General features: G+C 59.9%; 20 protein-coding genes. 12 read left to right on the top strand and 8 right to left on the bottom strand.

What is annotated here, in order from left to right; all coding sequences use genetic code 11:
• Positions 1-56: 56 nt before the first annotated feature.
• The 3 genes from purN to ACN0SY_RS01850 all read right to left on the bottom strand — a co-directional run bounded on the left by purN (position 57) and on the right by ACN0SY_RS01850 (position 2,319).
• Positions 57-713: a phosphoribosylglycinamide formyltransferase gene (gene purN, locus ACN0SY_RS01860; protein WP_417684059.1), complete on the bottom strand. Its 657-nt coding sequence runs from the start codon at positions 711-713 to the stop codon at positions 57-59.
• Positions 710-1,792 (bottom strand): phosphoribosylformylglycinamidine cyclo-ligase, encoded by a 1,083-nt coding sequence (gene purM / locus ACN0SY_RS01855; protein WP_417684058.1) that lies wholly within the window; start codon positions 1,790-1,792, stop codon positions 710-712. The genes purN and purM overlap by 4 nt, the downstream gene beginning before the upstream one ends.
• 122 nt (positions 1,793-1,914) lie before the next feature.
• On the bottom strand, positions 1,915-2,319 hold the full coding sequence (locus tag ACN0SY_RS01850; protein WP_417684057.1) for an MAPEG family protein: 405 nt from the start codon (positions 2,317-2,319) through the stop codon (positions 1,915-1,917).
• A gap of 110 nt (positions 2,320-2,429) precedes the next feature.
• On the opposite strand from ACN0SY_RS01850, the gene ACN0SY_RS01845 reads away from it, so the two are divergent.
• The 5 genes from ACN0SY_RS01845 to ACN0SY_RS01825 all read left to right on the top strand — a co-directional run bounded on the left by ACN0SY_RS01845 (position 2,430) and on the right by ACN0SY_RS01825 (position 9,040).
• Positions 2,430-3,284 carry a LysR family transcriptional regulator gene (locus ACN0SY_RS01845; RefSeq protein ID WP_417684056.1) on the top strand — a complete coding sequence of 285 codons (855 nt, stop codon included), beginning with the start codon at positions 2,430-2,432 and terminating at the stop codon, positions 3,282-3,284.
• Positions 3,285-3,410: 126 nt separating this feature from the next.
• Positions 3,411-4,496: an AI-2E family transporter gene (locus ACN0SY_RS01840; RefSeq protein ID WP_417684055.1), complete on the top strand. Its 1,086-nt coding sequence runs from the start codon at positions 3,411-3,413 to the stop codon at positions 4,494-4,496.
• A gap of 24 nt (positions 4,497-4,520) precedes the next feature.
• Positions 4,521-5,204 (top strand): hypothetical protein, encoded by a 684-nt coding sequence (locus ACN0SY_RS01835; protein ID WP_417684054.1) that lies wholly within the window; start codon positions 4,521-4,523, stop codon positions 5,202-5,204.
• Positions 5,205-5,277: 73 nt separating this feature from the next.
• A complete protein-coding gene (locus ACN0SY_RS01830) occupies positions 5,278-7,497 on the top strand; it encodes an RNA degradosome polyphosphate kinase (protein WP_417685845.1) in 2,220 nt (739 codons plus the stop codon).
• Positions 7,498-7,513: 16 nt separating this feature from the next.
• Positions 7,514-9,040, top strand: a complete 1,527-nt coding sequence (locus ACN0SY_RS01825) for a Ppx/GppA family phosphatase (RefSeq protein ID WP_417684053.1) — start codon at positions 7,514-7,516, stop codon at positions 9,038-9,040.
• Positions 9,041-9,114: 74 nt separating this feature from the next.
• On the opposite strand, the gene rnd is transcribed toward ACN0SY_RS01825, so the two are convergent.
• Positions 9,115-10,290: a ribonuclease D gene (gene rnd / locus ACN0SY_RS01820; RefSeq protein WP_417684052.1), complete on the bottom strand. Its 1,176-nt coding sequence runs from the start codon at positions 10,288-10,290 to the stop codon at positions 9,115-9,117.
• A gap of 184 nt (positions 10,291-10,474) precedes the next feature.
• On the opposite strand from rnd, the gene ACN0SY_RS01815 reads away from it, so the two are divergent.
• Positions 10,475-11,104: an AAA family ATPase gene (locus ACN0SY_RS01815; protein WP_417684051.1), complete on the top strand. Its 630-nt coding sequence runs from the start codon at positions 10,475-10,477 to the stop codon at positions 11,102-11,104.
• 54 nt (positions 11,105-11,158) lie between these two features.
• Here the strand turns inward: ACN0SY_RS01815 and ACN0SY_RS01810 are convergent, their stop codons facing one another.
• On the bottom strand, positions 11,159-12,280 hold the full coding sequence (locus ACN0SY_RS01810; protein ID WP_417684050.1) for an NADH:flavin oxidoreductase: 1,122 nt from the start codon (positions 12,278-12,280) through the stop codon (positions 11,159-11,161).
• Between the two features lie 119 nt (positions 12,281-12,399).
• Here ACN0SY_RS01810 and ACN0SY_RS01805 point away from each other — a divergent pair, with 119 nt between their 5' ends.
• The 3 genes from ACN0SY_RS01805 to ACN0SY_RS01795 all read left to right on the top strand — a co-directional run bounded on the left by ACN0SY_RS01805 (position 12,400) and on the right by ACN0SY_RS01795 (position 16,693).
• Positions 12,400-12,741 (top strand): winged helix-turn-helix transcriptional regulator, encoded by a 342-nt coding sequence (locus tag ACN0SY_RS01805; protein ID WP_417684049.1) that lies wholly within the window; start codon positions 12,400-12,402, stop codon positions 12,739-12,741.
• 202 nt (positions 12,742-12,943) lie between these two features.
• Positions 12,944-14,725: an aspartate--tRNA ligase gene (gene aspS, locus ACN0SY_RS01800; protein ID WP_417685843.1), complete on the top strand. Its 1,782-nt coding sequence runs from the start codon at positions 12,944-12,946 to the stop codon at positions 14,723-14,725.
• Positions 14,726-14,905: 180 nt separating this feature from the next.
• Positions 14,906-16,693, top strand: coding sequence for an ABC transporter ATP-binding protein (locus tag ACN0SY_RS01795; protein ID WP_417684048.1), 1,788 nt, complete (start codon positions 14,906-14,908; stop codon positions 16,691-16,693).
• A 46-nt stretch (positions 16,694-16,739) separates the two neighbouring features.
• Here the strand turns inward: ACN0SY_RS01795 and ACN0SY_RS01790 are convergent, their stop codons facing one another.
• The 3 genes from ACN0SY_RS01790 to ACN0SY_RS01780 form a co-directional block, all read right to left on the bottom strand.
• Positions 16,740-18,878 carry a hypothetical protein gene (locus tag ACN0SY_RS01790; protein WP_417684047.1) on the bottom strand — a complete coding sequence of 713 codons (2,139 nt, stop codon included), beginning with the start codon at positions 18,876-18,878 and terminating at the stop codon, positions 16,740-16,742.
• A 56-nt stretch (positions 18,879-18,934) separates the two neighbouring features.
• Positions 18,935-20,113, bottom strand: a complete 1,179-nt coding sequence (locus tag ACN0SY_RS01785) for a hypothetical protein (protein ID WP_417684046.1) — start codon at positions 20,111-20,113, stop codon at positions 18,935-18,937.
• A gap of 85 nt (positions 20,114-20,198) precedes the next feature.
• Positions 20,199-21,101 (bottom strand): sugar kinase, encoded by a 903-nt coding sequence (locus ACN0SY_RS01780; RefSeq protein ID WP_417684045.1) that lies wholly within the window; start codon positions 21,099-21,101, stop codon positions 20,199-20,201.
• 172 nt (positions 21,102-21,273) lie between these two features.
• Between ACN0SY_RS01780 and ACN0SY_RS01775 the strand changes: the two genes are divergently transcribed.
• The 3 genes from ACN0SY_RS01775 to ACN0SY_RS01765 all read left to right on the top strand — a co-directional run bounded on the left by ACN0SY_RS01775 (position 21,274) and on the right by ACN0SY_RS01765 (position 24,784).
• Complete coding sequence (locus ACN0SY_RS01775; protein ID WP_417684044.1) at positions 21,274-22,893, top strand: EAL domain-containing protein; 1,620 nt, start codon at positions 21,274-21,276, stop codon at positions 22,891-22,893.
• A 218-nt stretch (positions 22,894-23,111) separates the two neighbouring features.
• The gene (locus ACN0SY_RS01770; RefSeq protein WP_417684043.1) at positions 23,112-23,693 is read left to right on the top strand and encodes a TetR/AcrR family transcriptional regulator; all 582 of its coding nucleotides are present in this window, start codon (positions 23,112-23,114) and stop codon (positions 23,691-23,693) included.
• The gene (locus tag ACN0SY_RS01765) at positions 23,690-24,784 is read left to right on the top strand and encodes an efflux RND transporter periplasmic adaptor subunit (protein WP_417684042.1); all 1,095 of its coding nucleotides are present in this window, start codon (positions 23,690-23,692) and stop codon (positions 24,782-24,784) included. Before ACN0SY_RS01770 ends, ACN0SY_RS01765 begins: the two co-directional genes overlap by 4 nt.
• Positions 24,785-24,811 lie beyond the last annotated feature (27 nt).

The raw sequence follows: 24,811 nt of genomic DNA, 5'->3' as shown, positions 1-24,811 counted from the left end.
CTATCACGGCATTCGCGAAAGCTGTTTGGAAAAAGATCGGGAGCTGGAGGGTTTCGTCAGGGAAAAATAAGCGTGTTGGCGGCGCTTTCAGAGGTGTCGACCGAGGTCGCGACCCTGTGGCCCTTGACCTTGGCCTTGCCGGTAACGACAAGCTCGAGCGCGCGCGGGTAGATCTGGTGTTCCACGGCAAGGACACGGGCTGCCAGAGCGTCGGGCGTATCGTCATCGAGAACGGGGACTGCCCCTTGCGCGATGATCGGACCGTCGTCCATCCCCGGGGAGACGAAATGGACGGTCGCGCCATGGAGTTTCACCCCCTCATCGAGCGCGCGCTCATGAGTGTGCAACCCCTTGAACGAGGGGAGGAGAGCAGGGTGGATGTTGATCATCCGGTCACGCCATTCATTGACGAGATAGGGGGTCAGCAGGCGCAGGAAGCCAGCGAGAGCAACAATCTCGATGCCGTTTTCGACCAGGATCTCGTTGACCGCGCGTTCAAACGCTTCACGGTCGCCCTTGTAATCCCTGTGGTCCACGACCGCGGTCGGTATGCCCAAGTCTTCGGCTTTCTGAAGGCCGCCCGCATCGGGCTTGTTGGACAGGACGAGGGCAATTTCCGCCGGGTAATCCGGCGCCATGGCTGCCGCGATCAGCGACATCATGTTGCTGCCGCGACCTGAAATCAGGACCGCGACCTTTTTGCGGCCGTTCATGCGGACAGGCCCAGGCTTCCGTCAAACAGGACGGGCTTGTCGCCCGGAGCCGCAATTGCGCCAATGCGGAACACGGTCTCGCCCTCGCGGGTGAGCACCTCGGTGACCTTGTCCGCTTCCTCGGCGCTGACCACCACGACCATGCCGACGCCGCAGTTGAAGGTGCGCAGCATTTCCGCCTCGGCAACACCGCCTGTCTTTGCAAGCCACTTGAAGACGGCCGGTGCGTCGATCGCGGAAAGGTCGATTTTCGCGGAAGTATTCTCCGGCAGGACGCGTGGCAGGTTTTCCGGCAGACCACCGCCGGTTATATGCGCCAGCGCCTTGATGCCGGAGGTTTCCTTCAGCGCCGCCAGCAGCGGCTTCACATAGATCCTGGTCGGCGTTATGAGCGCCTGGCCGAGGGACTGGCCGTCGGCGAAGGGCGCCGCGTCGTCCCAGGCAAGGCCGGAAAGCTCGACGATCTTGCGCACAAGCGAATAGCCGTTGGAGTGAACTCCCGAGGAGGCAAGACCGAGAAGCACGTCGCCTTCGGCCACATCCTTGCGCGGCAGGATCTCTCCGCGTTCGACGGCGCCGACCGAGAAACCAGCAAGGTCGTAGTCGTCCTTGGCATACATTCCCGGCATCTCGGCGGTCTCGCCGCCGATCAGCGCCGAACCGGACATCTTGCAGCCGTCGGCAATGCCGGCGACCACGTCGGTTGCCGTGTCGACGTCGAGCGCGCCACAGGCGAAATAGTCGAGGAAGAACAGAGGCTCAGCGCCCTGAACGATCAGGTCGTTGACGCACATCGCAACAAGGTCGATGCCAACCGTGCGGTGCTGTTTCGTGTCGATGGCGATCTTCAGCTTGGTGCCGACGCCGTCGTTGGCTGCGACCAGGATCGGATCCTTGAAGCCGGCGCCCTTCAGGTCGAAAAGGCCGCCGAAGCCGCCGATGTCGCTGTCGGCCCCGGCGCGGGCCGTTGCCTTGACCAGTGGCTTGATCCGCTGCACCAGCGCGTTGCCCGCGTCAATGTCGACCCCCGACTGGGCATAGGTCAGACCATTGGTTCCGTTGGAGGGGGCATCGCTCATGGGGCTCTCCGCTATATGGGGCGTGTCGTCACGCACGCGCTTACAGGGTGGCAGAGCGGAAAACAAGGGGCTAGCCCCATGAAGCCCAGGGAAATGCCCCGGCAACCCCATGGGGCGGCACCTCATGCGAGGGATGCCAGCCCCTGAAGGGTCAGAACCGCCAGAGCGACGAGACATGCCATGCCGATGCCCCAGCTGAAGGATCGGAGGCGGCTGAAGCCGATCCAGTAGTTGATCGTGAAGGAGACGCGGGCCGCCAGATAGATAAGGCTGAAGATGCCGGTCAGCCCGCTGGCAAGGTTCAGACTGACCAGAACCGTCAGTATTGGGACTGCCATGGTGGCCGATTCCAGGTTGTTCTGAAGGGTTCGGCGCGAGCGCCCGCTGAAGCCGGTTTCCGGCAAGGCCTCGGAGCGGTCGGTCATTGCGAAGCCGACGCCACGGGACAGGACAGTGCCCGCATGCTGAATGGCAGCGGAGGCGAAGACGATGACGGCGATGCCGACGAGCACGAAGGGTTCGGTCATGTGAAAACCTTTGTTGGCATGGTGGGTCAGCGATCGATATCTGAGCAAAAAAGTTCGATCAATTTTCAAAAAATGACTATTGATGTGCAAAATTATTCAAGGAGCCCGTCATGGACGCTGGAGACCTGCGCTACCTTCGAGAACTCAGGACAGCCCGGACCTACTCGGCTGCCGCACGCGCCCTTGGCGTATCGCACACCACGGTGGCGAGGAAAGTCCGGGACCTGGAGACTTACTTCTCCGCCAGCCTGATCGAACGGATCGGGGATGAAGTCGTATTGACTGGGGAAGGGGAGCAGGCGGCCACGGCGGCGGACCGGATCAGCGAGGAACTGTCCCGCCTCGAACGCGGCATTCATGGTCGTGACACCCGGCTGTCCGGCCATATCCGCATGGCGACTGTCGACGTTCTGGCCTGGCATTTCATGCCGGAGTTGGCGGCGTTCTCCGAGGCTTATCCCGATATCGAGCTGACCATCGAAACGGATCGGGAGGTGCGCAGTCTCAGCCGACGCGAAGCCGAGGTGGCCCTGCGGCTCACCAACGCCCCCGAAGACTATCTCTTCGGCCATGAAATCGGCCGGTTTGACTTCTGCATTTATGGCGCGGCCGGGCGGTTTTCTCCCGGCGGCGTGCCGAGTGCCTATCCCTGGCTGGAATATGATGGCCGGGAATGCATGGAACGGTCGATGGCGTGGATGGAGAAGCACGCGCCCAACGCAAGGGTACGGGCATCCCTGTCCACACCGCTCATGATGTTGCATGCCGTTCAGTCGGGTCTTGGCATCGGACCGATCCCGGAGATGGTTGCAAATGGAACGCCGGGTCTCGTGCGCCTCTTTGAGGAGCCCTGCTTCAGTCTCGGAATTTGGTTGCTGGCGCCGCGTGAACTTCGCCATACGGCCAGAGTCCGGGCCTTGTTTGACGCCTTGATGCAGAACCGCGGACGCCTCGCCGCAGAGTGAGTTTTGGAGATTCACCGGTCGCAGGTCGCGCAGCTTCTGTGGTAAGCGTGGATCTCGGAAGCGGCATCGGCAAGCCGCCATCATGTTGAACATTCGGTCCGACGGGCCGAGGTGCGGGAGCTCTGCATGACCCTTCGGCGACAGATGCAATTCTGGCTGTTGTCCCTTCTGGTATTCGTTGCCTTTCTGGCGGTCTTTTCCGAGGTCCTGCTGCCGTTCGTGGCGGGGATGGCGGTTGCCTATCTGCTCGACCCCGTGTGCGACTGGCTGGAATCCCATGGCATGGGACGTCTATGGGCGACGCTGACCATCCTTGTGACATTTGTCCTCGTCCTGGTGCTCTTCTTCCTGATGGTCGTCCCGGTTCTTGGCAGCCAGCTTGCCGGGTTCCTCGACAAGCTGCCCGATCTTGTCAAACGCCTGCAGGGCCTGGTTTCATCGAACCTCGGGGAAAAGATCGTCAGCCTTTCCGGCCTCACGCCCGCCGACCTTCAGTCGTCGGTTGGTGAGCTCATCAGTCAGGGGGCAAGCTGGATCGGCGGACTGGCAAAGTCGGTATGGAGCGGCGGCCAGGCGTTGCTGTCGATCCTGTCGCTGTTCCTGATCACGCCGGTGGTCGCGTTCTACCTGCTGCTCGACTGGGACCATATGGTCGCCAAGATCGACAGCTGGCTGCCGCGCGACTATCTCCATGTCATCCGCGATCTTGCCGGGGAAATGGACAATGCAGTCGCCGGCTTCGTGCGCGGTCAGGTTTCGGTCTGCCTGATCCTCGGGTTGTTCTACGCGGCCGGCCTTGCGATTGTCGGCCTGAACTTCGGCCTGCTGATCGGCATGGGGGCGGGGCTTGTCAGCTTTATCCCGTTCGTTGGTGCCGGGCTCGGGTTTATCGTTTCACTCGGCGTCGCGCTTGTACAATTCTGGCCGGACTGGACGATGATCCTCGCTGTTGGAGCCGTCTTTGCCGTCGGTCAGTTCCTTGAAGGCAATATCCTGCAGCCGAAACTGGTCGGCGAAAGCACGGGGCTCCATCCCGTCACGCTGATGTTCGCGTTGTTTGCATTCGGATATCTCTTTGGATTTGTGGGGATGCTGATAGCCGTTCCGGCTGCGGCGATGATCGGCGTACTTGCACGTTTTGCGCTGAGACAGTACCTAGCGAGCCCATTATACAAGGGTCATGGCCGCATCGAAGTGGCGGCGGAAGAATAGGCTTTTAGAGTAGGCGTCTTGAGTATGGCGGACACACCACGCCAGTTGCCTTTGGAATTGCCGCACGAGGAAGCGCTCGGCCGGGATGACTATCTCGTCGGTAGCGCCAATCAGGCGGCGTTCGAGCTGCTGGAGCGATGGCCGGACTGGCCGTCGCCGGTCGTCATTCTCGCCGGCCCCGTCGGCGCCGGGAAGACCCATCTCGTCAAGGCATGGCATGAAGACGCCGGTGCTGCGGTGATCTCTGCGGCCGATCTGACGAGCGATGCCGTTACGGGTCTCGTGGCATGCGGTGCGGTCGCAGTCGAGGATGCGCACAACGGTGTCGACGAAACCGCACTCTTCCATCTTCTGAACGCAGCACGTCAGGCAGATATCAGGGTGCTGATCACCAGCCGGACATGGCCGAACGCATGGAATCTGAAGCTGCCGGACCTGATGTCCCGTCTGCGCGCTGCAACCCCTGTCGAAATCGCCGAGCCTGACGACGATTTGTTGCGCCTCGTGCTGGTGAAATTGTTCGCCGACCGCCAATTGGCGGTCGATCCGGGCGTTGTCGATTATCTGGTCGTGCGCATGGAGCGTTCCCTCGGGGTCGCCTGTCGTGTCGTCGAGGAAATCGACCGTGCTGCATTGGCGGGGCGGGTGAAGATCACCAAGCCTCTCGCCGGACGGGTTCTGGAAGATGTCCAGAACGGAGCCGATTAACCTGTTGAAGGTATAAGGCTCGATATGGGGCGGCAAAACGGTCGCTCTGGATCGGGAAGGAGAAATGGCAGGAATGAATGAGAATGTCGATCTTTCCCGTGCTGCCGAAGCTGCGGCCGGTGCTCCGAACCCCGTCACCGGACCCGCGGTGACAGAAGTATCAGATCTGGCAACATCTCCCGCCCGCTTCATGAACCGGGAGTTGTCCTGGCTGCAGTTCAATCACAGGGTTCTCGAAGAGGCCATGAACCGCAACCACCCGCTGCTGGAACGGGTCCGGTTCCTGTCCATTTCCGCGAACAACCTCGATGAGTTCTTCATGGTCCGCGTGGCAGGGCTTCGTGGCCAGCAACGGGCAGAGGTGGCCATCCGCTCTGACGACGGTTTGTCGCCGACCGAGCAGCTCCAGAAAATCTCGGACGCTGTGCGTGGCCTGCAGGCAAGCCAGCAATCGATCTGGCGCGAATTGCGCTCCGAGATCGCTGAGGCGGGTATCGAGATCCGCGACGGGCGCAATCTGTCGGCCGAAGATCTCGGCTGGCTGGAAGATCACTTCCTGTCCTACATCTTCCCGGTCCTCACGCCGCTTGCCATCGATCCGGCCCACCCGTTCCCGTTTATACCGAACCTCGGCTTTTCCATCGTCTTCCAGCTGGCGCCGGTCAGCGGTGGCCGCGGCATGATCGCGCTTCTCCGCATTCCCGGGCAGGTCGAGCGCTTCGTGCGCCTTCCCGACGGGCCGGAGGGGGCAGCCCGCTTCATTGCGATCGAACGTGTGGTTGGCCTCTTCATCGGCCGGCTGTTCCCCGGCTACGAGATTCTCGGCAAGGGTGCGTTCCGTGTCATCCGCGATAGCGATCTTGAAATCGAGGAAGAAGCGGAAGATCTGGTCCGCCTGTTCGAGAGCGCGTTGAAGCGCCGCCGGCGTGGATCGGTGATCCGGCTGGAGATCCAGGACACCACGCCGCCGGCATTGCGCGAGTTCGTCGCCGAAGCGCTTGCCGTCAGCGAGAGCGAGACTTTTCTCGCCGATGGACTGCTGGCGCTGAACAACCTGTCCCAGCTCGTCGATCTTGAACGTGATGACCTGAAGTTCGAGCCCTACACGGCGCGCTTTCCGGAGCGCATCAGAGAACATGGGGGAGACTGCTTTGCGGCCATCCGCCAGAAGGACATCGTGGTCCATCACCCCTACGAATCCTTCGACGTTGTCGTTCAATACCTGCATCAGGCAGCTCAGGATCCCGACGTCGTCGCGATCAAGCAGACGCTTTACCGGACGTCCAACAACTCGCCCATCGTCAAGGCGCTGGCGGAAGCTGCCGAAGCGGGCAAGTCGGTCACGGCGCTGGTGGAGCTGAAGGCCCGTTTCGACGAGGCTGCCAACATCAAGTGGGCGCGTGACCTTGAGCGGGCAGGGGTACAGGTGGTCTTCGGCTTCATCGAGCTGAAGACCCACTCCAAGCTTTCGATGGTGGTTCGCCGCGAGCATGGCGAACTGAAGACCTACTGCCATATCGGCACGGGCAACTATCACCCGATCACGGCACGGATCTACGAGGATCTCTCATTCTTTACCGATGACCCAAGCATTGCCCAGGAAGCCGCCCGCGTCTTCAATTACATCACCGGTTATGCCCAGCCGGCGGAATTGAAATATCTCGCCGTCTCTCCGGTCAACATGCGAAGCCGGATTCTCGACCTGACGCGTGCCGAGATCGAGCACGCAAAAGCGGGCCGCCCCGCACAGATCTGGATGAAGATGAATTCTCTGGTCGATCCCCAGATCATCGACGCGCTCTACGAGGCGAGCCAGGCCGGGGTGCAGGTCGATCTGGTCATTCGTGGCATCTGCTGCCTGCGCCCGGGTATTCCAGGTCTTTCCGAGAACATCCGCGTCAAGTCCATCGTTGGGCGTTTCCTGGAACATTCCCGCATCTACTGTTTCGGGAACGGCCATGGTCTTCCGTCGCCGGAGGCCCATGTCTATATCGGCTCTGCCGACCTGATGCCGCGTAACATCGACCGGCGCGTCGAGGTTCTCGTGCCCTTGCAGACATCCACGGTCCACGAGCAGGTTCTCGATCAGATCATGGTGGCAAACCTCAAGGACAATCAGCAAAGCTGGCGCATTCTGCCCGATGGCAGCCACGAGCGCATCGTGCCGCAAGCGAACGAGGAACCGTTCAATGCGCATCGCTATTTCATGACAAACCCGTCCCTGTCCGGTCGCGGCAAATCGCTGAAGAGCAATCGTCCGCGTCCATTCTCAACACGTCCGGAAACCGGCTGACCACGAAGTGGAACCCATGGCAGGTCAATTCTCACCGGCACGCGGTCGGCTCAACGGTTCAGGTCCCATCGCCGTGGTCGACATCGGATCGAACTCCGTGCGTCTCGTCGTTTATGAGCGCATGGCGCGTACGCCAACCATGCTGTTCAACGAGAAGGTGCTCGCAGGGCTTGGCCGCGGCATCGCCGCCACTGGCCGATTGTGCGACGAGTCGGTCGCGCTCGCACTTAATGCGATCCATCGGTTTCGCGCTCTGTGCCAGCACATTGGTGTGCAGGAAGTGCGCGTTGTGGCAACGGCCGCTGCACGAGATGCGGCCAACGGAGCAGAGTTCGTCGCCAAGGTCGAAGACGTTCTGGGAGCGCCGGTCCGAATCCTGAATGGCAACGAGGAAGCCTATTACTCCGCCCTTGGCGTGATCGCTGGCTTCTGGAAGCCGCGCGGCATGGTCGGCGATCTGGGCGGTGGTAGCCTGGAGCTGGTCCATGTTTCCGGCGATACGCCCGGGATCGGTGCCACGTTTCCTCTCGGCGGACTTCGCCTGCAGGAAGAGGCCGCAGGTAGCCTGGAGGCTGCTGTCGCCATCTCGCAGAATGCTTTGGCCGTATACGAGTGGCCTGAGATGAATGATGGCGAGCGGGTCTTCTACGCCGTCGGCGGTACTTGGCGCTCGCTGGCACGGCTGCATCTCTTCCAGAAGAAATATCCACTGCACGTCATGCACAACTACGAGATCCCGGCAGACGAGGCGATTGCTTTCTGCCGCTCGGTGCAAAAGGAAAACCTTGAGGACGTTCCGCGTGCCGAAGCCGTCTCCAAACAGCGTCGCAGCCTGGTGCCCTATGGCGCTGTCGTCATGGAGCAGATCCTGACCGCCATGAAGGCGGACAAGGTGGTACTTTCAGCAACAGGTGTGCGCGAGGGACTTCTTCATGAGGCCTTGCCGCCGGAAATCCAGGCGCAGGATCCTGTGGTCGAGGCCGCGCGCGAACTTGCGATCCTGCGCGCCCGCTCTCCCGACCATGCAGAGGAACTGATCGGCTGGACCGACCAGATCTTCTCGGCTCTCGGTATGGAGGAAACCGAGCAGGAACAGCATCTGCGGCACGCTGCCTGCCTGCTGTCGGACATCGGTTGGCGGGCGCATCCCGATTACCGCGGCGAGCAGAGCCTGAACATCATTTCGAACGCGGCCTTCGTGGGTCTCGATCATGCCGGCCGCGCCTATCTGGCCGCTTCGGTTTTCTATCGGCACCAGGGCCTGAGCGAGGGAAGTCTGTCTCCGGTAATCAGGAAGCTTTCGAGCGAAAGGTTGCGTGAACGCGCCAAGGTGCTGGGCGCTGCGCTGCGGGTTGCCTCTCTTCTCAGCGCTTCCATGCCCGGGGTCTTGCCGCAAACCTCATTCTTGATCGACAGGAAGATGATGGTTCTGAGGCTGCCTGCACACCTTGCGGCGTTCGACGGCGAGCGTTTGAAAAAGCGTATGCAGCAATTCGCCAAGCTGGTCGGATCCAAGGCGAGCATCGCAGTGCTGCCTGCCTGATAGTGAGCCGAAATGATAAAGCCGTCGCACTTGATGCGACGGCTTTATGTTTCTGGTGACCTGCGGTCGAAAGACTATTCCGCAGCCTCGGCCTTTGAAGATTCCTGATCGAGGGCGACGATCTGCCGGTCCCGGAAGGCAAGGGAAACTTCGCCGCGCTTCAGCTTGAGAGCGGTTTCACCGAAAAGCTCCCGGCGCCAGCCCTGCAGGGCAGCTACGTCCGCATTGTCGTCGGCGGCGATCTTCTCCAGGTCGTCCACGGTGGCAATGACCTTGGAAGCAACGCCATGAGCCTCGCTGACCAGTTTCAACAACACCTTGAGCAGATCCACGGCCGCAGCCGAGCCGTCCGGCGCCTGGCGGCCCTTGGGCAATTTCGGCAGCTTGTCCCGCGGGATGGCGCAGGCACGGCGAACAGCCTTGAGAATCTCGTCTGCCGACTTTGACCGTTCGAAACCGCGCGGAATCGTACGCAAGCGGCCGAGCCCCTCGGCATTTTGAGGTTGCTGGGCCGCGATTTCGTAGATGGCGTCATCCTTGATAACCCGGCTACGCGGCACATCTCTGCCCTGTGCTTCGGCCTCGCGCCAGGCGGCCACTTCCATCATGACAGCCAGTTCGATCGGCTTGCGAACGCGCATCTTGAGCCGCTTCCACGCATTGGCGGGCTCCGTCAGGTAGGTGCCTTCCGAGGTCAGCACCTTCATTTCGTCCTGAACCCAGTGGCTGCGGTTCTGTTCGGCAAGGTTTGCCTTCAGGAACTGATAGGCGTCGCGAAGGTGGGTGACATCGGCGAGAGCGTATTCCAGCTGCTTCTGGGTCAGCGGACGGCGGGCCCAGTCGGTGAAGCGTGAGGACTTGTCGATCCTCGCCCCGGTAACCTTGTAGACCAGCTGGTCGTAGGAAATGGAATCGCCGAAGCCGCAGACCATGGCCGCGACCTGGGTGTCGAACAAGGGTGCCGGAATAAGGCCGCCCATATGAAAGACAATCTCGATATCTTGCCTGGCCGCATGGAAGACCTTGGTAACCCGGTCGTTGCGCATCAGCTCGAAGAAGGGCGCAAGATCCAGTCCCTCCGCGAGGGCATCTACGATGAACGCCAGGTCCGGGCCGGCCATCTGGATGACGCAAAGCTTCGGCCAGAAAGTCGTTTCACGCAGAAATTCCGTGTCGACCGTGACGTAGTCGTGGGCGGCAAGACGCTCGCAGGCGTCAGCGAGTTCGTTTGTATTCGTAATCACATGCATGGTGAAAAGGAGCTATATCTCAGTCTTGCCACTTTGTCGCCACGAAATCGCGAAAACCGCCATGGTGACGGTTGAGGATCTGCTCATGCTGCCCCTAGAGTGGTGCAGTGTCAGATAATGTCTGCCGGTAATCAACGTTTTGCTGGTAGCGCTGACCCACAACGAGCTGGAAGCGGGAGCCGGTATGCGCAAGATTCTTGTCCTCAATTCGAAAGGCGGATGTGGCAAGACCACGCTCGCGACCAATCTGGCGACCTACTTCGCCAGCCGCGGAGAGGAAGTCGCTCTTGCAGATGCAGATACTCAGAAGTCTTCGCGCGATTGGCTAAAGCGGAGATCCAAGGACCTGCCGAGAATCGCGGGACTGAACTGGAGCAAGGCCGGCAGTATTGGGGAGCTCAAGGACAAGGATCTCGATACCCTGATAATTGACGGTCCCGGCGGATTGCGGGGCGAATTGTCCAAGAGCCTTGTCGCAGAGGCAACGGACATCGTCGTTCCGGTCCTGCCGTCGGCGTTCGACTGGGGCGCGACGATCAAATTCCTGAAGGCAATCGCCGATATCAAGCGGATCCGCAAAGGCAAGGCGGACATCCATGTCATCGCCAACCGCATCGCAAAGCGCTCCAGCCAGGTGAACGAACTGGAGCGCGTGATGCAGGAGGCCGGTTTTCCGGTGCTGTGCCGCATCAATGATCGGGTGACCTATGGCAGGGACGCTGCTGCAGGCGAGGGCATCTTCGATCACACCGACAAGGTCTCCGCAGAGATTCGAGTGCAATGGATGCCCTTGTTGCAGGCTTTGGATGCTTGAGCTTGGCCCCGCACGTGACACCGGGGCAGTATGCCCCGGTACGCAATATTAAGGTTACGTGCTCGCCATCAAATCGCCTATCTCCGCTTCCCACTTGCGTTGAGCGTCAATGGTCACTCCGTATCGGAACATGTCGAACGTGAACGGTCGCGGTGGTTGACCTGAGGAAATTTTCTGCGGCAGGTCCGGATTGAGCATGGCGGCCTTGCCGATCGACAGGATGTCTGCCTTGCCCGAGGAAATCAGACCGTTTGAGAGATCGATATCCTCCAGTCCGCCATTTGCAATAACCGGCAGCCCGGTCAGCTTGCGGGCGAATTCCGTCAGGTTTTCGCCTTTTCGCGTGGAGCAGTGATAGGCGTAGCCGCTCTTCTCGCTGGCAAGGTGAATGTAATCGCTGCCGGCAGCCGAAACCCCCGAAAAGATTGCTTCTGCGTCCTGAAGCCCATTGGGCCAGAAGTAGTCCTGCTCTGTTGCCTTGGCTTGTGACAGCCGGACCCCTGTCAGGAACTCCGGAGACGTGGCCGCCTTGGCAGCTGAAATGATTTCGCTCGTCAGCCGAAGGCGGTTTTCAAGTGTGCCGCCGTAATCGTCCGTGCGCTGATTGGTTTCTTCAGTCAGAAATTGATCGAGAAGGTAACCGTTGGCGCAGTGGATTTCGACACCGTCAAAACCGGCCCGCTCGGCTCGCTGCACGGCCTGCAGGAACGCCTCCCGTATCCCCTGGATCTGGTCCCGGCTGAGTTCCTTGGGAACATCGTATGAACCTTGCCTTGGACCATATCCCTGGATCATCGTTCCTCTTGGCCGGACAGGGGAGGGTGCGTGGGTTTCAAAGGTACACTGCGAGGTGGCACCGGCGTGCATCAGCTGGAGCACGATGACGCCGTTCTCTCGTTTGACTGCATCGACGACCCTCCGCCACGCGGCTTCATGGGCGTCACTCACCAAGCCCGGTTGTCCGGCATAGCTTTGGGAATAGCTCTGATCGATGAAGGTTGCCTCGACGATCAGCATGCCGAAGCCGCCGCGCGCAAAGCTGGCATAGTAGTCGGCCATGGCTTGCGTCGGGGTGCCGTCTTTATCGGCACTGGTTCGCGACATTGGCGCGAGCGCCAAGCGGTTGGCCAGCTTGGTTGAGCGGATCGTGGTTGAGGTGAGCAGTGGAAGTGTCATGGTGTTTGTCTCTCTCGACAGGGGTGGACTTGGAGAGATCTACGAAGCGCATGATATATTGACTAGTACGCAATATTTTGGCCTATACCGACAAAAAAGTAACTAATGGAGCTGTCCTGATGGCAAGCAGCAACCCTATCGATCCGCTATTCTGCCCAACCGAGACGGCTCTCGGCATGATCGGGGGGAAATGGAAGGGCATGATCCTGTGGTGTATCTGCAGGAAGACGATGCGCTTCAACGAGCTGCACCGAATGGTCCCGGCCATCTCCCAGAGAATGCTGACAAAGCAGCTGCGTGAGCTTGAAGAGAATGGGATAATCGAACGTCACGTCTATGCGCAGGTCCCGCCCAAGGTGGAATACAGCCTGAGTCCCCAGGGGCAGCGGCTCAGGCCCATTCTGGATCAGCTCGAGGAATGGTCTCGAGAATTCCTGATCGAGCGTCAGACCAGAGGCTGACATTTCGCGGTTGCCTTGAAGCTCGGCTTGACCTTGCGAGCCTGAAAATGCGAGACGCTTTACCTTCAGTGGGGGTGAGACGTGGCGAGGCCCGGCTTTCCCTTGACTTTGCCCCGCTGACGTGGCTTTTCCAGCCAACGTGTCCGGTTCTGCGCCGGGCGTGACGACATTCTATTGGCTTTTCGAACCTGTCGAGGACTACATGCATCCCTACCGTAGCCATACGTGCGGCGACCTGCGCGCAACCCATGTTGGCGAAACCGTTCGCCTGTCCGGTTGGGTTCATCGCGTGCGAGATCACGGTGGTCTGCTGTTTATCGACCTGCGCGATCACTACGGCATGACGCAGTGTGTGATCGATCCCGACTCAGCCGCCTTCAAGCTCGCCGAAACGGTTCGCTCCGAATGGTGTATCCGTATCGACGGCGAGGTGAAGAAGCGCACCGACGAGACAATCAACCCGGAAATCGCGACAGGTGAAGTCGAGATCTTCATTCGTGACATGGAAGTCCTCGGCGCGGCCAAGGAATTGCCGCTGCCGGTGTTCGGTGACCTCGACTACCCCGAGGAAGTGCGCCTCAAATACCGCTATCTCGATCTTCGCCGGGAGAAGCTGCACAACAACATCATCCTGCGCTCGAAGGTCGTCGCCGATCTTCGTCAGCGCATGTGGGACATCGGCTTCAACGAGTTCCAGACGCCGATCATCACGGCATCCTCTCCGGAAGGCGCACGCGACTTCCTGGTGCCGTCCCGTCTGCACCCGGGCAAGTTCTACGCGCTGCCCCAGGCTCCACAGCAGTTCAAGCAGCTGATCATGGTGTCGGGCTTCGACAAGTACTTCCAGATCGCGCCCTGCTTCCGCGATGAAGATCCGCGCGCCGATCGCTCGCCGACCGACTTCTACCAGCTCGACATGGAGATGTCCTACGTCACCCAGCAGGACATCTTCGACACGATCGAGCCGGTCATCGCAGGATGTTTCGAGAAATTCGGTGGCGGCCGTCCGGTCAACCGCATCTGGCCGCAGATCTCCTACAAGGATGCAGCGCTCTGGTACGGCACCGACAAGCCGGACCTGCGCAATCCGATCAAGATGCAGGTTGTCTCCGAGCATTTCGCCGGTTCGGGCTTTGCCATCTTTGCAAACCTTCTGGAGCAGGAAGGCACGGAAATCCGCGCCATTCCGGCACCCAAGGGCGGCAGCCGCAAGTTCTGCGACCGCATGAACAAGTTCGCGCAGGGCGAAGGCCTGCCGGGCATGGGCTACATTTTCTGGCGCAAGGCCGAAGACGGCACCACCGAAGCAGCCGGTCCTCTTGCCAAGAACATTGGACCGGAGCGCACGGAAGCCATTCGCGTGCAGCTTGGCCTTGAAGAGGGCGATGCAGCCTTCTTCCTCGGCGGCAAGCCGAAGAGCTTCGAGCGTGTCGCCTCCAAGGCCCGTGTCATCATCGGCGAGGAACTTGGTCTCACCGACATGAACCGGTTCGAATTCGCCTGGATCGTCGATTTCCCGATCTATGCCAAGGACGAGGAAACCGGTGACATCGACTTCGAGCACAATCCGTTCTCCATGCCGCAGGGTGGCCTGGACGCTCTGAATGGTGATCCGCTCGACGTACGCGGCTACCAGTACGACCTGGCCTGCAACGGTCATGAGCTGGTTTCCGGCGCGATCCGGAACCACAAGCCGGAGATCATGTACAAGGCCTTTGAAATTGCCGGCTATGGCAAGGATGAGGTCGAAAAGCGCTTCGGCGGCATGGTCACGGCGTTCCAGTACGGCGCCCCTCCGCATGGCGGCTGCGCTGCCGGTATCGACCGTATGGTCATGCTGCTGGCAGATGAAGCCAACATCCGCGAAGTCATCATGTTCCCGATGAACCAGAAGGCGGAAGACCTGATGATGGGAGCTCCGAGCGAGCCCACCAAGGAACAGCTGCGCGAACTTCATTTGCGCCTGAACCTGCCGGACGCCTGATCGCGTTTGGTTCGGACAAATGCACCCGGCGGTGTGTCGCCGGGTCGCGCTGGCATCTGACGTCTGTTCTGGTTATATGAACGGCGAACCTTTTCCGGTGGAAGGATGTCACCGTTCGCCGGAAAGCCGGCCCTTGGAATATAAAGGGCGAACGGTCGTAATGACTTGAAAGAGACAGCTTTGCTCAATCCTGCGCAGTGGCAGATCGTGACGGATCCGGACGGAACCATTCAGCTTGTGGGGCGCCTGATCCGCGAAAATGCCCGCGAGTACACCAGCCGTTACATCCTGGCTTTCGTCTTCATGGGACTGGTGGCGGCATCCACCGCAGCAAGCGTCTGGATCCTGAAGGACGTCATCAACGAGGTCTTCGTCAACAAGGATGGCGATGCGGTCTACTTGATCGCTTTTGCTGTGATGGTGATCTTTTCGATCAAGGGCTGCTCGGCCTATGGCCAGATGGTCGTCCTGGGGCGCATTGGCAACGCTATCGTCGCCAAGCTTCAGTGCAAGCTCTTTGCCCGTCTGCTCCAGCAGGACATGTCCTATTTCGACAAGACTTCCTTTGGCGACATCGCGGTACGTATTGGCCGTGGTGCTGGCGACACTCGCGCAGTGATCGATCTCGTCGTGACGGCTCTTGGCCGGGATGTCCTGACCGTCCTGGCCCTGATTGTCGTGATGATCGTTCAGGACCCGCTGCTCAGCATGATTTCACTGGTGATCATGCCGCCTGCGGTACTTGGGGTTGGCACACTCATCAAGCGGGTCAAGAAATACGCGAAGAAACAGTTCGTCTCCAACACCCAGATCATGTCTGCGCTTCAGGAAACGATACGCGGTATCCGGGTCGTGAAGGCCTTCGGCGTCGAGAAGAGAATGTCTGTCCGCATGGACACCGCGGTCTCTGACGTCGAGCATCAGTCCAACAAGATCGTTTCCCTGACCGCGCGCACGTCGCCGCTGATGGACACTCTCGGCGGTTTCGCGATTGCCATGGTGATCCTCTATGGCGGCTATTCGGTCGTCGAACGCGGGCAGGATCCTGGTGCGTTCTTCTCGTTCATTGCCGCATTGTTGATGGCCTATGATCCTGCGCGCCGTCTTGCCCGGCTGCAGGTGAATCTCAACAACAGTCTCGTTGGCGTGCGATTGATGTACGAGCTGGTCGACGACGTGCCCCAGCTTCAGGAAAAGCCCGGAGCGCGGGCCCTTGAAGTCACGGCCGGTGAAATCCGTTTCGAGAACGTCCATTTTGCCTACGGTGAAAGCGCTGCGCTCAACGGTCTGACACTGACGGCTGCCGCCGGCAAGACTGCTGCCCTTGTTGGAGCGTCGGGGGCCGGAAAATCGACTTTGTTCAGTCTCATCGAACGCTTCTACGATCCGCAGAAGGGCAAGGTACTCATCGATGGTCAGGACATTTCGGAAGTCACGCTGAGCTCTCTGCGTGATCAGATTGCCATGGTGACCCAGGACACCTTCCTGTTTGACGGATCCTTGCGTGACAACATTGCAGTCGGTCGCCCCGAAGCAAGCGACGAGGAGATCGTTCAGGCGGCCAAGGACGCCAATGCCCATGACTTCATTCTTGAGTTGCCGGGGGGGTATGGGGCTTTCGCGGGAGAGGGCGGCGGAAACCTGTCTGGAGGTCAGCGCCAGCGTATTGCAATTGCGCGCGCGATGCTCCGCAACGCCCCAATCCTTCTGCTCGACGAAGCAACTTCCGCTCTCGATGCCGAATCCGAAGCCAAGGTCCAGTCGGCGTTGGCCCGCCTTATGAAAGGCCGCACGACGCTGGTCATCGCGCACCGGCTCTCAACGGTTCGTGATGCGGACGAGATCCACGTCATGGACAGAGGGCGCCGTATCGAACACGGCACCCATGCGAGCCTCTATGACGCCGACGGCATCTATCGCCGGCTGTGTGAGTTGCAGTTCCAGGGCGTGGACAAGAAGGCAAGCTAACGCTCACACGCCAGCTTATGCGCAGTATGCTCTCAAGGTCTTCAGACTATTGAGCTGTGACGACACGGACACCTAGACGGTCGGGGATGGCCTGCGGGGCGCTGAGGGCCATGCCGAGCAGTTCCGTCACGGGGACCGGTGTGGCGGGCGCGAGCTCTACCTCGATCTCGTCCGGATCCTGAAAGAAGCTGCGCAGCGCTGCGATCAGGCTGGCCTCGAACGGCGATCCCGCGAAAATTGCAAGCTCTCCGCGAGCCGCTTCCGTCAATCCTTCGGCAAAGAGCTCCCGCGAAACGCCGGCTGTACTTGCCTGCTCATCAAGCAGTGCATTCAAGAGCGCGCCTCCGCGAAGCCGGATGGCGCCGGACTTGACGGTAGCCCCGGCCAGCGCGATCTCGGCGAGCTGAGGCGTGGTGAACAGGCTCCGAGGAACATTGCCGAGCGTGAGCGACAGCGAAGCAGTGCCGCCCTCCAGAACATGTATCGACGCATTTGAAATCGTCAGGTCCAGGCTCTCCGGGTCCCATTTCACGCTCAAGGCGTGATTGATTTCGATTTCCTGCAGGTCAAGGCCCTCCAGGATGGTTCTGAGAGAAGGGTCCTCGACGTGGCTTGTCGGCAAGGTGACACCGTCGACAATGACGGAGGTCCGTGTCGGGATGTTCGAGACAAAGCCGCCTTGCACGATCTCGATCAGCGAGATGCCGCTACGGAGCTGTTCTCCGGGCGTGGTTCCCGGAACGAGATCTGACGGTGCGGTGACGTCGACTGCGCTGGCGAGCATCTTGCCGATTGTGGGCATCACGGCCAGAATCTGGTCCGTTGTTGGTTCAGCGTTGTTGTCCAAAGCAAGGAGGGCGCCCAGAGGTGGAAGGGCAACCTGAGTGATGCCTGCATGGTCGATGACGATTTGGCTGCCGTCGGTGGCGGCAATATTCAACCCGTCGAAGGAGACTTCGCTCAAACCACCTCCCGTCAGGTCTCGGACGAGAACGCGGCGCAACGAACCGTTTCCATCGGATGTCGTTACATCCAGGTCCCCGAGTTCGAAACGTCCCAGGCGGAACCTGCCGATGGCCTCGAGCGCGGCCACACCCAGCTCATCTTCATCCACCTTGTCGCCTGCCGCATCCCGGTCCAGCAATTCCGTGAACCGAAGGGGCGAGAGATCAGTGACAGAGATATCCTCAAACAGGATATTGCGGATGGTGCCTGTTACACCATCCTGCGAGAAGGAAAGACCGGTGAATTCCTCCCGGTCCAGAAGCACATTGCGCCCTGCCTCCGCATGCCCACCGAGGAGTGCCATGAGAGGCACCATGTCGAAGCCGCGCAGAATGACGCCATCGAATGTGATGTCGACCTTGCTTGTGGGGTGCGAGGCGTCCGGAAGTTCTTCGATCACGCGGACCCGTCCGACGCTCTGCTCTGAAATACGACCGTCTGCAAGACCAATAAGCGCCATGTCTTCATAGACGAACGAGCTGGCAATCCCCATGCCGCTTTTGCTGCTCGCCGTAGCCTGCGAGACAAATGCGCGAGCAAGCGCGACCTTCCGCATGGCATCGAGGTAGGAGAGTAAGGTGGCGGAAGGGCGGGATCCGGTCGAAGGGATAGGTAGTTCTTTTGGAAACGCCAGCCCCTCGAGCAGCAGTTCCTCATAGGATATCTCGAACCGGCTCGGGATCGCCGTTGAGGGCGCGGCCGTGGTGTCCGTATCGTCTGTTGCGCGCTCGAGTGCCTCGATCTTGATATCGAGTGATTCTGGAAAGCTTATACTGTCGGCAAGGTAGAGATCTCCCGATGAGCGCAGTCCATCGATCTCGACCAGGGGGAATTCGATGACGGCCTCGACCTGCGTGGCACCCGAAAGAAAAGCGGACGGAATTGAGAAGGCAATGCGGCCATTTTGAGCCGAGATGACCGATCTGCGGTCTCCCGGCAAGATTTCACCGACGGACGCCGTAACGCCTTGTTTCTCGTTCAGGGAAGCAATCCAGTCACTCAGGAGCCTTGCAGCGGGGGTTTCAGCAAATTGACCCTTTTCCTGCGACGCGGGCGAAGCGGAGGTTCCCTGCGCCCAGGTCGGTAGGGTCATCTGGCCGACGAGTGCACCAACTGCCAGCGTGCTCGCAAATGCGACGCGCCGGAGCGAAGCTCGAATTCGAGAATTGCCGGTTTGCATGGGTTCCTCCGCCGTTCCGGCAAACGCGGAATACCGCATTTGCCGATGCATCTTTGTCAGTCGTTCGCCGAAATCGCGATGCCCAGCACCTGGGGCAGGGTCTGCGGCGCAAGCATTACGGTACCCATGATCTGTGCAACCGGAACCGGCGATGCAGGGGACGCTGCGATCGACAGGCTCTTCGGATCACGCAGGAAGCTGGTGAGGGATGTCGACACCTTGGTCTGGAATTCCGGATTTTGCAGAATTGCGAGCATGAAGGGCAGCCCGCCTTCGATCTGTGCCACGATGCCAGCCCGGTCCGTTCCCGCCTCTTTCGCCTGCATGTCGAGCACGCGTTCAACCAGACTGTCGTTATCAAGGCGTATGCTGATTGCCTCGACGGTCACACCCTGAAGCAGGGCAAGGGCACTCTCCGGATCATCCTGGTTCTTGTTGAGTTCGGCTATGACGGAGCGTGATAAGCCTCCGAGCCTCAAGGACATCTGGAGCGTGCCGATTTCCGGTCCCGAGATGCGCACATCGTCCACCACAGCCGTTTCTGCGGTCGGGTCCCAGTTCGCGGCCCCTGTGATGGATAGCGTCACGCTCTCGTACCCCAGATCGGAGAGGGACTTGCGCGTCTCACTGTCGACAGCATCCGCGTCGATCACCACATTTTCGAGTGCGAAGCGGCTGGCGGTCGGCAGGTCTCCGTCCATGGCATCGATCGCCACGAAGATCCGCTCGACACGCGCAGCATTGCCGGTTTCGTCGGAAACCTCTGTGTTCAGGATTTCGAGGTCTCGGTAGGACGGAGCGATCGGCCCGTTTTCGTGTTTCGAGGATGCCTCCTCGGGAGACGGAAGGATCAGGTCATTGGCAGAAAAACGTTCTATGGCCAGGGAACCGTCATCACCGTCAAGCGTGAGCCCTTCAATCGAAAAAGCTCCGACCTGCAACCGGCCGTTCGCGAGCTTTTGGGCCTCGGAGAGTTCTGTTTTCTGCAGCGTTACAGTGACCTGTTCACCTTCGTCCTGAACGAGCCGAATGTCTTCGATCGTAGCGCTTCTATCGCTTCCCTCAACACTGCCATAACTCTCGATGGTTCCCTCCTCAGCTTCCAGCAGCTCGAGAAAAGCGTCGGCAATGGCATTTCCCGTGGGCTCATAGGCATGTGCCGCGCCGAGGGAGGTGCATCCAAGCAACAGGGCGGCTGCGGAAGCTGATAGGAAATTTGAAATCTGAAACGTCATCTGGATCTCCGGGAAACTATTCGTCGGTAGCCTTGCCCACTCGCCACGATGGGACAGCCTGAGGGCGAGCGCAAGGCGTCGCCGGTCATTCTGCAACGCGCTTTTCAGGGAACGTGGCAATGGCTGTCTGAATATCCTCAAGTGTCGGAAGGCTGTTTTCGTTGCCGAGGTGCTGGATGGAATGGGTAGACGCACCGCGGGCAAACTTCAGATGGTCAGCCCACTGCCTCTCGGGGTGCTGGATATAGGAAGCGATATAGGCACCATGAAAAATGTCACCCGCTCCGTTCGTGTCAACGACGTGTCGAAGAGGGACATCAAGCGCTGGCAAAACCTGGTCCGGACCGTTGCCGTGATACCAGACGGTTCCACGTTCGCCGAGCGTTACAGCGCCGATCGGACATCCCTTTGAGCGCAGGTAGTTCAAGGTTTCGCCGGTGCTTTTGCCGAGTTGTTCGCAAAACCGCTCGGACACCACCGCAGCGTCGATGAAATTGAGCAGTTCATCGGTATTCTCCCGCACGGCGCCGCCGTCCAGTGAGGTCAGGATGCCTTGTTCGCGGCATGCCTTTGCGTAGTGCAGAGCAGCGTCAGGCATGTGCCCGTCCAGATGCAGCGCTTTCATTCCCGAGATGTTCAGCGGAGGGAAGGGGTGCAGATAGTCGTCGTCGCGGCAGCGGACAATCGCCCGCTTGCCGTTGCGCGGCATGATGAAGGATAGCGAGGATTCCTTCACTTTCCTGCTGTGCACGGTAATCCCGTATTGCATGGCCATGTCGCGGAACATACGGCCGAGCCAGTCATCCGCGACCGAGCAGAGCATGTCGGGTTTCCCGCCAAGCTTGGCGCAGCAAAAGCCGGCGGTGACAGCATTTCCGCCGAAGCTGATGGCGTAGTCCCGCGCGATCGCCTTCTCGTCGCCTGTCGGCATGACGTCGGTAAGGAAGGTCACGTCGATATAGGCCTGGCCGATGAAAAGTGCCTGCATTTGCGTCCCCCCGGAGGTGCCAATCGCGTCATTGTTACACCGACTATGCCGCAGGCTGTGAAAATCCGACAGGTCTGCACTCCGGCCCTTGGCAAAAGAGGTGCGTTGTTCAGTGCTTGTTTACGGCTTTGGCCCAATGTCCTAAAGAGTTTATTCACCGACAGGGCCCCTGGTGACACAGCGATACATCATATTCTTGCGCGCGGTGGCGATCGCCCTTGTGCTTGCGACAGCGCCGCTGTTCGTCGCGAATATGATCCTCAATCAATATGCAGAAAGTCAGGCCAAGGCGGAAATGACCGCCATGGCGGACCGTTATATTCAGCGGGCCGACAACGCCATCAGCGAGACCGTTACCGCTCTTCAGCGTCTCGATCGGGACGATATCCAAACGTGCGACATGGAAGACCGCGCGCTCTTCCAGCGCGTGATTTCCGAAACCGGTTACATCGACGCCATCGGCCTGGTCGATCGCGACGGCAAGCGCATGTGCATCGTTCCGGACATGGAACTCAGCGGGGAGGCCATCCTTCCAATGCTGCGCCCGGATGGTCCCCTTGTCGGCATTGGTATGCTCGATCGCAGTTTCATGGGCGCACGTGTCGGCGTCGTGAGTTGGGATCTGCGTAACGGCTATCGTCTTTTCGCAGAGGTAACGCCCGCCGCCATCTCGGCCGATCCGGGACCCGAGTATCTGCGTGCCTATCGCCGGGCCGAGCTGCGTCTCGGCAACGATATCCTGTGGTACGCGACCGGCGGCTATAATTCCGAGAGTTCGAACCCGGACAACGCTATCGTCGTAAAGATCAGTTCAGGGCGTTATCCGCTTGAAGCGACGATCGTTGCCCCACGATCCGCGGCGATCCACATGGTTCATGACCTGAAGGTCATTGCGGCAACCGCTTGCGCCGCCTTTGCGCTTCTTTTCGTCGCGATCGGCGTCTGGTTCTCCTGGCGTCCTGAAAGCGAAGCGCACGACGACTTCATCGCAGCCATCCGCAACGGCGAGTTCATTCCCTATTATCAGCCGGTCATGGACATCGAGACCGGCAAATTACGTGGCTGCGAGGTGCTGATGCGCTGGCGCCGCCCGAATGGCATGATCGTCTCGCCGGGCCAGTTCATGGAATATGCCGAGCGGCATGGTCACATCTTCGACATGACCCGGCACATCATGGCGCAGACCTGCGAGGAAGTGGGTCAGATGCACCTGGACAATCCGGATCTCAAGTTGTCGATCAATCTGTTTGCCGGGCACTTCAGAAACCGGGAGGTCGTCAGCGACATCAAGTCGATCTACGAAAATTCCGACATATCCTTCCAGCAGATCGTCGTGGAAGTCACCGAGCGCTATCCGTTGGAAGACCTGGAACTGGCCCGCAAGATCATCGCCGAATTGCAGGCACTTGGCGTGCGTGTCGCGCTCGATGACGTCGGGACCGGTCACGGGGGCATGGCGTACCTGCAGAAGCTGGGCATCGATATCATCAAGATCGACAAGATGTTCATTGATGCGATCGGCGATGACGACAGCTCAACCACGATCGTCGATTCAATGGTCGAGCTCGCGGATAATCTCGGCATGGGCATCATCGCTGAAGGGGTGGAGCAGGAAGAACAGATCGAACGCCTGCGCGAGCTCGGTGTTACCGCGGCGCAGGGCTACTATTTCGCCGCGCCCATGCCCGGGAAGCAGTATATTGAGTTCGCCGATAACCTCGCCGCCGCCGAGCGCGAGGCCGAGAGGATTGCTGCGGAAGAAGCGGCAGCCGAAGCCGAGGCAGCTGCCTGATCTCTTTCTGTTTCTGAGACGATATTCGTTAGGCGATCAATCGGTCGATCGTCGACGGTCTGACAAAGCCCGCCACAACCGGCGGGCTTTTTCGTTCTGCGCAAGCAGCTGTAATGTCGCCATTTTTCATGCTTGTCTGTACCGGCTGGACGGTATATGTAAACGCATTAGTGTAATTCCGATATTCCCGGATTCCGTCGTCACCGGACAAGCAAGCAATGCCCCTGCAGCAGAAATCTCAGTCTTCGCGCATCGAAATCCTCGACGCCGCACTGGACCTCGTCCGTAGCTCCGGCGCGTTCAGTCTCACGATTGATGCAGTTGCCGAGAAGAGCGGCTTCTCCAAGGGGGGAGTGCTTTATAATTTCCCCACCAAGGATGCGCTGATCCGCGCGATGGTGCAGCTGCTTGCCGATCGGTTCTCGCAGGACATAGAGACGGCGCGTGCCGGCTACCCCGAAAGCGACAGCCCGACCGTGATGGGCATGATCGATGTGACAGAGAGCTGGGTCCAGCGCGAGAGCACCGTAGCGCGCGCCATGCTTGTGACCACCCTGTGCGACGCAGGGCATATCGAACCCTTCCTTGAGCTCAAGCGCCGCCTCAAGCTGCAAATCGAGGCCGAAACATCAGATCGACCTCGGGATATGGCGATTTGGGCCGCACTCGAGGGCATTCATTTTTCAACGGCGCATGGGGTTTCTGTGCATTCGGATGAGGACCGGAGGGTCATCTTAAACGAGCTCAGAGGCCGTCTTGCCGACCGCGAAACCAATCAGAACGGAAAGTCCCGACAATGATGTCAGTCCATGCAAGTCCAGGGCGAAAGTTCGTTCCTGCGCTCCTTTTGGCCATGCTCGTCGGTGCCTGCCAGGGTGAGGCGCCCGATCCTCTCGCGGATGCCGAAGCAGCGCTCAATGCAAAGCCGCGTCCGGCGAAGGTGTTCACGGTTTCCGACGAGATCGGGATGCTTTCGCGCCGCTTTACCGGCCGTGTCGAGGCTGTCCAGACGGTCGATCTGTCTTTCCAGGTTGCGGGTAAGCTTTCCAACCTTGCCATCCTGGAAAGCCAGGAAGTGAAGAAGGGCGATCTCATCGCCAAGCTGGTTCCCACCGATTATGAACGTGCTGTTCGGGAGGCAGAGCTCCGTCTGAATCAGGCGCGTCAGGACCTTGAGCGTCTTGAAACTCTGAAGAACCGGTCCGTCATCTCGGAAAAGAGCTACGACGACCAGAAGAACGAATATGACCTCGCAGTCGAGGCGCTGGCGGCTGCCGAGCAGAACCTTGAATACACCGAGATCCATGCGCCGTTCGATGGCATCGTGACCCGGCGACTGGTCGACAGCTTCACGACGGTGAGTGTCGGAACCGCCGTGGTGAGGCTTCAGGATGTCTCGGAAGTCCAGATCGACATCAACGTTCCAGAGGCTCTGTTTGCCAAGGTCTCCGAAAACCAGGTTGCATCGCTTCATGCGGAGTTCCCGTCGATCTCGGGCCGAACCTTCCCGCTGGAATACCGCGAGCACTCCACGGAAGTGGATCCGGTCACCCAGACCTATCGGGTTACGCTTGCCATGCCCAGAGATCCTGGCGCACGTATCTATCCGGGTATGACGGCAGCCGTCATCGCCAAACTTCGGCGAGACGGAAACGGAGCGGGTGAAAGCTTGCTGGTCCCGACTGGCGCAGTGGCCGTCGACGGCGAAGGACAGACCTTCCTCTGGCGTGTGAGTGAGGCCTCGAATGAGGTGCTCAAGACGCCTGTGAAGGTAGGTACCGTGATGGGAGATTTTATCCCGGTCACCGAAGGTGTGGCCCAAGGCGACCGTATCGTTGCCGCTGGTGCTGCGCATTTGAGCGACGGCCAGGTCATTCGACCGCTTCCCTGATCCGGCAACGACAAACGACGGAACCAA

Source organism: Roseibium sp., from assembly GCF_048261595.1.
GTDB lineage: Bacteria > Pseudomonadota > Alphaproteobacteria > Rhizobiales > Stappiaceae > Roseibium.
The sequence above is the reverse complement of the archived record's forward strand: the minus strand, read 5'-3'. Positions and strand labels throughout refer to the sequence as shown.